The following is a 9830-nucleotide window of genomic DNA, read 5'->3' on the forward strand; positions in this document are numbered from 1 at the left end:
TTTTTTAAAAAATAGTTATTGACATTGATAATCACTGTCAATTAATCTAAGGGTAGTTGAAATTGATAATTATTATCAATAGGATGGATGAGAAATGTTAATGAGAAAAAAATTTCACCTTCTGCGGAGGGGATTAAAAGATAAAAATAAAGATGTTGATCAGCATATGGAATGGCAACGAAATGTAATTCGTTCTGAATATGTAGATGAGAAGAGTACGCTTCCAACAGAAAAAGAGATACAAGGTAAAAGGAGAGATTCAGTTGAGTAAGTTAGTAATGATTTTTGCAAGTATGAGTGGAAATACAGAGGAAATGGCTGATCATATTGCGGGTGCAATTCGTGAAACAGAAAATGAAATTGAAGTTATCGATATTATGGATTCACCAGAAGCTTCTATACTAGAACAGTATGATGGAATTATTTTAGGTGCTTACACTTGGGGAGATGGTGACCTTCCTGATGATTTCTTAGATTTTTATGATGCAATGGATTCTATTGATTTAACCGGGAAAAAAGCGGCAGTATTCGGATCATGTGATTCGGCTTATCCGAAATACGGCGTGGCGGTTGAAATTTTAATAGAAAAGCTACAAGAGCGCGGAGCTGCAGTTGTGTTAGAAGGACTAAAAGTAGAATTAACGCCAGAAGATGAAGATGTAGAAAAATGTTTACAGTTTGGAGCTGAATTTGTAAAACACCTTTCTTAATGGCAGAAGGGAGATGAAGAGCAAGTGCATGAGAAAATCGCAATCAAAACGATGACAGATTATCATTTGTATGATTTTATGCGTTGTCCGCATAAATTTTATTTCCGTCATATAAAAAGAAGAGAACCTTCTTCATTTGAATGGCAACAAATCGCACAAATGATTGTGAATCGAATTATTAATGAATATTACACACTACCTGCGGGCCAACAAACGAAAATCGTACTTTTAATATTAATAGAAAAGTATTGGAAAAAGGTAAGGATTAATATGTTTGCTTCAAAGACGGAGTATTATATTGTGTTAGCGAAGTTAACGGATCACTTATTACAGTTTGTTGAAAGAGATGATAGTCAGACACCGCCGTTATTTTTATATGAAAAATTTCAAACATATATGGAAGAGTTAGGTGTCCACATGTCATTGACATTAGAAGTTGGTGAGTGGAGTACTGAGTCGTTTGTAATTAAAAAGTATGTTGTCGATGCGGATGAGGAAATGCTTGCTCTTTGTCAAAAGTTAATGACAGTATTCAGTTATAAAGCTTTCGGAATTCTTCCCGGAAAAATTGAGGTTATTAATTTAATAGAAGGAACTAAGTATGAGTACATTCCGAAACAGGAAGATATTATAACTGGCATGGCTGATTTATCTAGAATGAAAGAAATGTTGCAACAACCTGAGCATTATACAGAGCGTCATTTTCGTTCTGAGTGTATGAGTTGTGCGTTTCGTAGGGAATGCCAAGGGGAAGAAGTAAAGAAAGAAGCGAAGCAGAAGAAAAATATCGTACATTAAAGGATGCAATTTTGCATCCTTTTTGTTATTGACATGAAAAGCTTTTCATCATTTACCGTATATTTGTAGCAGATTTTAATAAAGGGAGGAATAATCAATGGAAGATGAAACGAAAGTATTTCAATGGTTAAAAGAACAGAATGCTCCTTTTGGAATTCAACTGCAAATTTTACAAGCGTTTCAACTGTATCAAATCATTGTTGAAATGGATAAAAAGTTAATGATGTATGAAGAGAGAGAATATCGGGAGAGAATTTAATGTCATCCCTGTAGTATTACTTTCAGTTGTTCAGTACCTTCTAGGAATTTAAGTTCATTCTTTGTTTCAAAGTTATAAATCATATTATGTAGTAAAGGACTGTATTGATAAAAGGTCGTGATGCGGTGAATGAGTAATGGATCATGGTGTGAACTAAGCCTACTGTATTGTTCATATACTGATGTAGTAAATTCATGTCCGAAATCATAATATAGCCCAGCAAAATCAAAGGCGGGATCTCCAATTTGAGCATCACCAAAATCGATAATACCTGAAATGGTTTTATTTTGGTGATCAAATAAAATGTGATGATGTGTAAAGTCAGCGTGAATAATTGTATTTTGAAAAGTGGATGTATCCATACATGTAAAGAATTTTTCGAATAAAAAATTTAACGCTGATTTCTGGTATGAAGTAAGACTGTTAGTAAGATATTGGGTTAATTTTGTTTGTAGCTCTTTCCAGTAGGTGAGTGTTTTTTCTATAGGGAATTCTAATGCCTTCACACGCTTTAAAGGAATACTATGTAGAGCCGTAAGGAAAGTCGCTAATTGTGTAATAATTACTTCAAGTTCTTTTTTCTCTAGCTTGGTAACTATTTCTTGTTTAAACGGTTCACCATGAATGAGAGTATAGTAACTACAAAGTGGAAAAGTATCAGCATCATTTTTATATAATAGGTGATACTTTGGAACCTCGATTTCTTGTAGCAAATGAGAGAGAATTATGCACAGTTCTTTTTCTAAAGGAATTCGCATTGCATATTCTTGTTTTCGCGGGAAACGAAACAGTAGCTCCTCATTTACTATAACCGCTACATTATCCCATCCTTCTTCATTTTGTTTATATGAATGTATAGAAAGATTAGGCAAAGCTTCTTTTATATACTGTTTGTAAGAGTCCATAATTGTTCCTCATTTCTAAGTTAAGTTATTCCACTTTATGATATCAGAATTTTCTTTCTATATGTTAAAATATAACTATCATTATGAAGAAGGGCGGGAGTATCACGAAGAAAAGACTATTCATCATTTCTCTATGTATCGCTTTTGGATTGTTTTGGTCATATAAAGAAGAGGTTTTTGCTAGCTTTAAACCGATTAATCAGTACGGATTAAATAATGAATTAAAGAACAAAAGTATAGAAACTTTAACTCATAATGAAATGAAAAAGGTAGGAGAACATTTTGTGACAGAGCAATTATCAGTGTTTGAGCTTAATAATAAAGAAGATGTGAAACGAAAAGGTGAAGAACTATTTATAAATAGAGGATATGAACAATTAATAGGAAATTATTATCCAAATCGGTTTCGGGATTTAGAGTATAAATTTATAAACGAGGACATACGTGAAGTGACGGATGAAAGTTTTCGTTATCAAACTGCAGCGTACGTTGCGGGTACTGAAAATGGTAAGAGAAGCGAAATGAAATTGAATTATGAAATGAAAATTGTAAAGGTTAATAATATATTTAAGGTGTTAGAACAAAAACAGTATGTACAATAAAGTGAAACATGAATCAGTGCTACAAATAGCGGATAAAAAAATCCCCCAGTTTTTTGAGGGATTCTAAAGGTTTTCATTTTGTTGACCAAGTTCTTTTTGAGCAATATATAAATTTCCTTGCTCGACTTGTTTTTGAGTAAGAACAGAATCACCTGCATACCCTTTTTCTGTTTGCACAGTTCTTTTTGAACGATTGGAATTTTGTTTCTTCATATAATAGACCACCCTCCATCAAAAATAAACGAAAATGATGAGTACGAGTAACACAGCGGCAAAAATGGTAATGCCCATTAAAAACGAGGTGTTTTTATATTTAGGTGTCTTATGTACATCTTGCCGATATCCAGGTGAAATTTCAGGGGCGAATTCTTCATCGAATGATTGCTTTTTTTCTTTTTCGTCCATATGTATCCACCTTTCTTTTTCATTATGTTATACGTTCAAAGAAAAAATATGCATAAAGAAAACCGCCCCTCTATCGTGAGTGGCGGTTTTCTGTTGTATATTTTCTTTGAACTTGAAAGAGACGGACAAGAAGGAAGGTGGCGCCAAATGCTAGACCGATAATAAGACCGATCCAATATCCTTTTGCTGCCCAGTCAGTGTAAGTTGCTAATATGTAACCGAGAGGGAGACCTATTACCCAATAAGCGATTAATGTCATAATTAAGGAAACATTTACGTCTTTATAACCACGTAGTGCCCCTTGTACAGGAGTTGCAATTGCATCTGAAATTTGAAATAAAATCGCAAATATAAGAAATTCTTTTGCTAAATGGTGAACATTTGCATCTGTCGTATAAATTGAAGCAATTGCATCATCAAAGAAGTAGAGAAGAATTGAATATAATAGGGCGAATGCAAGTGCTAAGCCAATCCCGATAAATCCATATTGTTTTGCGTTATTGTATCGCTTTGCTCCAACTTCAAATCCAACAGCGATGGTCATTGCCATTGCTAAACTTAAAGGAGTCATATATAACAAGGAAGCGAAGTTCATAGCTGCTTGATGAGCTGCGATTGTTGTCGTACTAAAATTACTCATCATAAGTGTCACCGCAGCGAAAATACTCGTTTCAAAAAAGATAGCAAATCCGATAGGGACGCCAAGTTTTAAGAATTCAGTCCAACTTGAAAGAGAAGGACGATATAATTGTTTAAAGATATTGAAAGATGCGAAAGGTTCTTTCGTACGAATAATAATAACGGTAATAATTAAAATGCACCAATAGGTTGCTGCAGAAGCAATTGCCGCTCCAACACCACCGAGTTTTGGAAAACCGAAATGACCAAAAATTAATACATAATTTAATACTACGTTAATTGGTAATGATAGTAATGTAATGATCATCGTTGTGCGAGTTTTTCCTAATGCATCAATAAACCCGCGTAAAACAGTGTAAGTAAATAAAGGGATAATTCCAATTGCAATAATACTTAAAAATTGTGCCGCAATACGTTCCACAGGTTCTTCCAGGCGCATGCCGTTTAAAATAGGTGAAACAGCGAAGAAACCGATAAGGATGACCACGAAACTAGCACAAATTGCTAAATATACTGCTTGTATGACAACTTGGGGAACATCCTCTTTTTTCTTTGATCCAACGAGCTGCGCAACAATTGGAGTAGTAGCCATTAAAATTCCTGTTAATCCGGTACTAACGGGAAGCCATATACTTGTTCCGATAGCAACACCAGCTAAATCAATAGGACTTGCGTGCCCTGACATTGTCGTATCGAAAAAACTCATTGCAAATAATGACATTTGCGTTACGAAAATCGGGAAAAATAGTAATACAAATTGCTTTAATTTTTGTGAGAATGAATTAGTTTCTTTCATAAAATCCCCTTTCCGCTAAAAAAACAAACTCTTACTATCATACAATTTAATTAAAAAATAGAAAAGAAATACGCGCATACAACATGTACAATCAATAAAAAAAGGATGCACTTTAAAAGGGGATAAGGTATTATGATAAGGTGTGAAAAATTACATATTCGTTATTAAGGAGGCACTACTCGTGGCTGATTGGTTAATTGGAATAATCATGGGTGCTGTTGAAGGTTTAACAGAGTTTTTACCAGTTTCATCAACAGGACATATGATTTTAACAGGTCATTTACTTGGATTTGACGACGAGAGAGCGAAAGTTTTCGAAGTTGTTATTCAATTGGGATCGATTTTAGCAGTTGTTGTTATATTTTGGAAGCGTCTATGGTCTTTAGTTGGTATAGGGAAAGTAACAGATGGACCATCGTTAAATTTATTACATATTATTATCGGGATGATTCCTGCTGGCATACTTGGCGTATTGTTCCATAGTGCGATTAAAGAAGTTTTATTTGGGCCAGGCCCAGTTGTCATCAGTTTAGTGGCTGGTGGTATTTTAATGATTGTTGCTGAGAAGTTTTCGAAACCAAGTACAGCAAGAACATTAGATGAAATCACATATAAGCAAGCATTTACAATTGGGATGTTCCAATGTTTAGCGCTTTGGCCAGGATTTTCTCGTTCTGGTTCTACAATAAGTGGTGGTTTATTAGCTCGCGTGTCACATACAGCGGCGGCTGAATATACATTTATTTTAGCAGTACCAATGATGGTAGCTGCAAGTGGTTTAGATTTAATTAAAAGCTGGGATATATTAAGTGCGGCTGATATCCCGTTATTTGCAACAGGATTTATTACAGCATTCGTTGTTGCGATGCTTGCAATTGTTTCATTCTTAAAATTATTAGGTCGTGTAAAACTAACACCGTTCGCTTACTACCGTTTCATTTTAGCTGCGGTATTCTATTTCTTCATTATGTAATAAAAAAACTGCCGAGTTCGGCAGTTTTTTTATTTTATTACTTTTTCCATCATGCTTTCCATTACATGTTCCCAAAGAGAAGTATCATCCGCTAATGTAGCACGGAAATTAGCGTACATTTCTTTTTGTTTTTCTTCGAATGTTGGATCTTCTTTTTCAGGTAATGTAGCGCGCATTGAAGTTACTAACTCTTGTACTTTTGGAGCGCGTGGTCCCCAAACGGCTTGTTCATTTCCATCTTTATCAATGAAAATAAAAATTGGAATGGCACGTGCTGTTCCATTTGTTAAATATTGATCCATTAATTCTAAGTTTTCATCGCGAATTAATAATCTCATATCAATATTTGCAACTTCAGAAATTCGTTTCATAACAGGTACGCATAAAAGAGCGTCACCACACCAATCAGCTGTTAATACGATAACACGCCAGCCATCATTTTGGCGTTCTTCTAATACAGGAAGTAATTCATTTGGAATTAAAAAGTTATTGTAAATGTGCAGTAGCTCGTATTGATTTACTTTCATTTCATTCACATATGTATCAAAGGACATACCTTTATCAGCCCATTGTTGTAAGTTCATAAGTAACACCTCTTTAGTATGATTTGTTTTCATTGTACCAATTTTTATATAGAAAAGCTTGTATTCTTACTCCTTCTTGTCACTTAATAATTGATTTAATAGGAAAAGGAATAGTACGACACATAATTCAGCAATGTTGGACAGTTGAACACTCTCTATCCAATCGTCGGCAGTATGAATGACGAACCAATCTAGCGTAATTTCAATGATTGCAAAAAGAGTAATAGCCAGCCAATTTGGCATGTTTTTTGTCATTGGATATAGCAATGCCTTGAGGAAACCGAAGATAAAGAATGTAATACCGTCTAAGAAAGTGATTAATAAAAAAATAGAAGTAAAGCAGTGCGTGATCTATACTCTATACCTGTAATATGAAAGATTCCTACATATACAAAGAATATAAATGCAAAAATTATAATGAGCAACAGAATAACAAAACCGATAATCAAAGTCTTATCTTTTAGATTGAGATTAGAAAATTTGTCTTCTTCACTCACTATTCCATCTCCTTTTTCTGGAAAATTAATTTTATTGTATCATGAAATGTATATTAAAAAACTACGAATTATGGGGAAATAAGGTGACAAAAAGTAAGATTTCATGTAAAATTATTAATAAGGTTTTTATTTAACTAAATGAAGTAAAAGGGGCTGTCAAAATTGTCTCAAAATCGAGAGCAATTAATGGAAGAACTATCGACAAATGTTTTTGCTATGTTTCGCACGTTGCGTAATGATATTGGAAAAATATTTGGTGGTTACATACCGTGGAATGAGTTCATCGTCCTTAGAATATTGAACCGTACGAATAAAGAAATGGTATCACGTGTAGCTAATGAGTTAAATGTGTCGAATAGTCATATTACAGCTGTTACAGAAAAATTAATTAATAAAGGCTTTGTAACTCGTTCACGTTCTACGTCAGATCGCAGAGTTGTATATTTGGAGATTACAGAACAAGGAAAAGATTTGGTTGCGAAAATGGAAGGGGAGAAAAAGAAATATTTACAAAAAAGATTCTCCGCGCTTTCAGAAGAAGAAATGAATATAATGATATCAATTTCTAAAAAACTTATTTAATTCATTACAAGTAAGAAAACGCTTACGTAATAAAGGAGAAGACCTTCCCTATGTGAGGAAGGTCTTCTTTCGTATGTAAAAGATTATAAAAAAGAAAATATGTAACATACTACTAGTAAAGGAAGGGGGGCAGACATATGACAAATCGAAATGGTAGTAAAGGGAGCGGAAATCAAGGCTCACCGAAATCAGGGCAATTTCAGCAAGAGTTTAGTACTGAATTTGAGACTGGTAATGATAACAAAGGAAAAGAATATCGTTCGAAAAAAGGAAGTAAATCAAAAAAGGAGTGAAATAATTCACTCCTTTTTTGATTTAAGATGCTGCGGATTGATCCGTATTATATTTTTCTTCTGATTTTGCGACGATCATTGCGCAAATTGCATCACCGGAAATATTTACAGCTGTTCGTGACATATCTAAAATGCGATCAATACCGATAATTAAGGCAATACCTTCTACGGGTAGATTTACTTGATTTAAAACCATCGTAAGCATTACAAGTCCAACACCTGGTACACCAGCAGTACCGATACTAGCTAGTACAGCAGTTAATACGACGACAGCTAATTGGGACATAGTAAGCTCAACTCCGTATACTTGAGCGATAAATACAGTTGCTACACCTTGCATAATGGCAGTGCCATCCATATTAATCGTTGCACCTAGTGGTTGTACAAAAGAACTTATCGCTTTTGGAACACCCAGTTTTTCTTGTGCTGTTTTCATTGCAAATGGAAGAGATGCATTAGAGCTAGATGTACTAAACCCAATTGCCATTACCGGTCCGAAATGTTTAAAGAAACGGACAATACTTTCTTTTGCTAATACCTTTAATAATCCGCCATACACGAAGACGCCGTGAATAATAAGTACTAGCATAACGACAATCATATACTTGAACATCGCAGCGACGCCTGCAAGACCCATTTTACCAACGGATGAAGCGAGCAATCCAAATGTTCCGATTGGAGCTAATTTCATAACGAGATTAACAAGATACATCATTAATTCGTTGCCCTGTTCAAGTAATGAATGGATACCTTGAACCCGTTTTCCTAAAATAGCTATACCGAGTCCGATTAATACGGCAAAGGCAATAATTTGTAACATGTTTCCATCAGCCATCGCTTTTGCTGGGTTATCTGGTACGATATTTAGCAATGTATCGACGAAAGATGTTTCGGTTTTTGCCCCTTCATATTTAAGCCCTTCGGTTTTAAAGTTACCGCCAGATCCTGGTTGTATAATCAGTGCAAATGTAACTGCAATAGAGATGGCAACGGCTGTAGTTACAAGAAAGAATGAAATTGATTTTAAGCCGATTCTTCCAAGTTGTTTCGGGTCTCCAAGCCCAGCAGAACCAAGCACGATAGAAATGAATACAACAGGAACAACTAGCATTTTAATGAGGCGAATAAACAATTGACCAAGTGGATTGAACACATATTGATTTAATGGTTCAAAAATGGATGGTGCAGCTAAATTTAAAGTGAGTCCGACAACTAAACCGAGAAATAATGCGATTAAGATTGCTTTTGTTTGTTTCAATAAAACCCCCCCTTTATTTTTGTAAAATTACTTTCTACATTAATTGTACAAAAAAACCACCTATTTTTGACAGTATTTTCTGAATATTTTGTATAAAAATATGTATTTAAATATAGATTGCTTTTGCTAAAGTAAGCAAAAAAGTTGGGGAATCTAGTTAGAAAACAAAGTAGACCATCACATAGGATGGTCTAGGGAAGGGGACAATTTATGTCAATTTAATTAGGGATGGAAGCCATTCAAAGACACTGGGGAATGTCTTATAAATTAGGGAGGAACAGCTTCGATACATATACTATAAAAGGTAGATGTGACCAGGGTGTGAATATAGAGTGAAAGAGAGAGGGAGTTTTAAATAGAAGATAGAGTAAACAAAAAAATAAGACCATCACATAGGATGGTCAAGGAAGGGGACAATTTATGTCAATTTAATTAGGGATGGAAGCTATTCAAAGACACTGGGGAATGTCTTATAAATTAGGGAGGAACAGCTTCGATACATATACTATAAAAGTTGGATGTGACCTTG

The 9830-nt window shown here is 34.5% G+C and carries 14 protein-coding genes and 1 pseudogene; 8 read left to right on the plus strand and 7 right to left on the minus strand.

The features are described from left to right. The first annotated feature begins 94 nt into the window (after positions 1-94). The 4 genes from JDS82_RS22570 to JDS82_RS22585 all read left to right on the plus strand — a co-directional run bounded on the left by JDS82_RS22570 (position 95) and on the right by JDS82_RS22585 (position 1767). On the plus strand, positions 95-271 hold the full coding sequence (locus JDS82_RS22570; protein WP_016088748.1) for a hypothetical protein: 177 nt from the start codon (positions 95-97) through the stop codon (positions 269-271). Further along, the gene (locus JDS82_RS22575) at positions 264-710 is read left to right on the plus strand and encodes a flavodoxin (protein ID WP_048561413.1); all 447 of its coding nucleotides are present in this window, start codon (positions 264-266) and stop codon (positions 708-710) included. The genes JDS82_RS22570 and JDS82_RS22575 overlap by 8 nt, the downstream gene beginning before the upstream one ends. Before the next feature lie 24 nt (positions 711-734). Continuing rightward, a complete protein-coding gene (locus JDS82_RS22580) occupies positions 735-1508 on the plus strand; it encodes a hypothetical protein (RefSeq protein WP_048561412.1) in 774 nt (257 codons plus the stop codon). A gap of 97 nt (positions 1509-1605) precedes the next feature. Next, positions 1606-1767, plus strand: a complete 162-nt coding sequence (locus tag JDS82_RS22585) for a hypothetical protein (protein ID WP_000389250.1) — start codon at positions 1606-1608, stop codon at positions 1765-1767. A gap of 2 nt (positions 1768-1769) precedes the next feature. Here JDS82_RS22585 and JDS82_RS22590 read toward each other — a convergent pair whose 3' ends face one another. Continuing rightward, positions 1770-2672, minus strand: a complete 903-nt coding sequence (locus JDS82_RS22590) for an aminoglycoside phosphotransferase family protein (protein WP_199713976.1) — start codon at positions 2670-2672, stop codon at positions 1770-1772. A gap of 83 nt (positions 2673-2755) precedes the next feature. Between JDS82_RS22590 and JDS82_RS22595 the strand changes: the two genes are divergently transcribed. After that, positions 2756-3274, plus strand: coding sequence for a hypothetical protein (locus JDS82_RS22595; protein WP_048561411.1), 519 nt, complete (start codon positions 2756-2758; stop codon positions 3272-3274). Between the two features lie 63 nt (positions 3275-3337). On the opposite strand, the gene JDS82_RS22600 is transcribed toward JDS82_RS22595, so the two are convergent. The 3 genes from JDS82_RS22600 to JDS82_RS22610 form a co-directional block, all read right to left on the minus strand. Further along, a complete protein-coding gene (locus tag JDS82_RS22600) occupies positions 3338-3487 on the minus strand; it encodes a hypothetical protein (protein WP_000744624.1) in 150 nt (49 codons plus the stop codon). Between the two features lie 18 nt (positions 3488-3505). Further along, a complete protein-coding gene (locus tag JDS82_RS22605) occupies positions 3506-3679 on the minus strand; it encodes a hypothetical protein (protein ID WP_000343561.1) in 174 nt (57 codons plus the stop codon). Positions 3680-3749: 70 nt separating this feature from the next. Next, a complete protein-coding gene (locus JDS82_RS22610) occupies positions 3750-5114 on the minus strand; it encodes an MATE family efflux transporter (protein ID WP_061673464.1) in 1365 nt (454 codons plus the stop codon). Positions 5115-5295: 181 nt separating this feature from the next. Here JDS82_RS22610 and uppP point away from each other — a divergent pair, with 181 nt between their 5' ends. Beyond that, on the plus strand, positions 5296-6087 hold the full coding sequence (gene uppP, locus JDS82_RS22615) for a bacitracin resistance undecaprenyl-diphosphatase (protein WP_000796242.1): 792 nt from the start codon (positions 5296-5298) through the stop codon (positions 6085-6087). 29 nt (positions 6088-6116) lie between these two features. Here the strand turns inward: uppP and JDS82_RS22620 are convergent, their stop codons facing one another. Further along, positions 6117-6704, minus strand: a complete 588-nt coding sequence (locus JDS82_RS22620; RefSeq protein ID WP_074651557.1) for a thioredoxin family protein — start codon at positions 6702-6704, stop codon at positions 6117-6119. A 33-nt stretch (positions 6705-6737) separates the two neighbouring features. Further along, positions 6738-7168, minus strand: a pseudogene (locus JDS82_RS22625) (regulatory YrvL family protein). Positions 7169-7330: 162 nt separating this feature from the next. On the opposite strand from JDS82_RS22625, the gene JDS82_RS22630 reads away from it, so the two are divergent. Both JDS82_RS22630 and JDS82_RS22635 read left to right on the plus strand, forming a co-directional pair. Then, the gene (locus tag JDS82_RS22630) at positions 7331-7750 is read left to right on the plus strand and encodes a MarR family winged helix-turn-helix transcriptional regulator (RefSeq protein ID WP_000081443.1); all 420 of its coding nucleotides are present in this window, start codon (positions 7331-7333) and stop codon (positions 7748-7750) included. A gap of 137 nt (positions 7751-7887) precedes the next feature. Continuing rightward, positions 7888-8043, plus strand: a complete 156-nt coding sequence (locus JDS82_RS22635; RefSeq protein ID WP_000184933.1) for a hypothetical protein — start codon at positions 7888-7890, stop codon at positions 8041-8043. A gap of 22 nt (positions 8044-8065) precedes the next feature. On the opposite strand, the gene JDS82_RS22640 is transcribed toward JDS82_RS22635, so the two are convergent. Continuing rightward, a complete protein-coding gene (locus JDS82_RS22640; RefSeq protein WP_000814822.1) occupies positions 8066-9301 on the minus strand; it encodes a dicarboxylate/amino acid:cation symporter in 1236 nt (411 codons plus the stop codon). Positions 9302-9830 lie beyond the last annotated feature (529 nt).

The organism is Bacillus cereus group sp. N14 (assembly GCF_016483555.1).
Lineage (GTDB): Bacteria > Bacillota > Bacilli > Bacillales > Bacillaceae_G > Bacillus_A > Bacillus_A wiedmannii.

Excerpts from the sequence above, each read along its gene's own strand:
- JDS82_RS22590 (WP_199713976.1), bottom strand. The coding sequence starts at position 2,672 with ATGGACTCTTACAAACAGTATATAAAAGAAGCTTTGCCTAATCTTTCT.
- JDS82_RS22620 (WP_074651557.1), bottom strand. The coding sequence starts at position 6,704 with ATGAAAACAAATCATACTAAAGAGGTGTTACTTATGAACTTACAACAA.
- JDS82_RS22595 (WP_048561411.1), top strand. The coding sequence starts at position 2,756 with ATGAAGAAGGGCGGGAGTATCACGAAGAAAAGACTATTCATCATTTCT.
- JDS82_RS22605 (WP_000343561.1), bottom strand. The coding sequence starts at position 3,679 with ATGGACGAAAAAGAAAAAAAGCAATCATTCGATGAAGAATTCGCCCCT.
- JDS82_RS22610 (WP_061673464.1), bottom strand. The coding sequence starts at position 5,114 with ATGAAAGAAACTAATTCATTCTCACAAAAATTAAAGCAATTTGTATTA.
- JDS82_RS22570 (WP_016088748.1), top strand. The coding sequence starts at position 95 with ATGTTAATGAGAAAAAAATTTCACCTTCTGCGGAGGGGATTAAAAGAT.
- JDS82_RS22600 (WP_000744624.1), bottom strand. The coding sequence starts at position 3,487 with ATGAAGAAACAAAATTCCAATCGTTCAAAAAGAACTGTGCAAACAGAA.
- JDS82_RS22585 (WP_000389250.1), top strand. The coding sequence starts at position 1,606 with ATGGAAGATGAAACGAAAGTATTTCAATGGTTAAAAGAACAGAATGCT.
- JDS82_RS22635 (WP_000184933.1), top strand. The coding sequence starts at position 7,888 with ATGACAAATCGAAATGGTAGTAAAGGGAGCGGAAATCAAGGCTCACCG.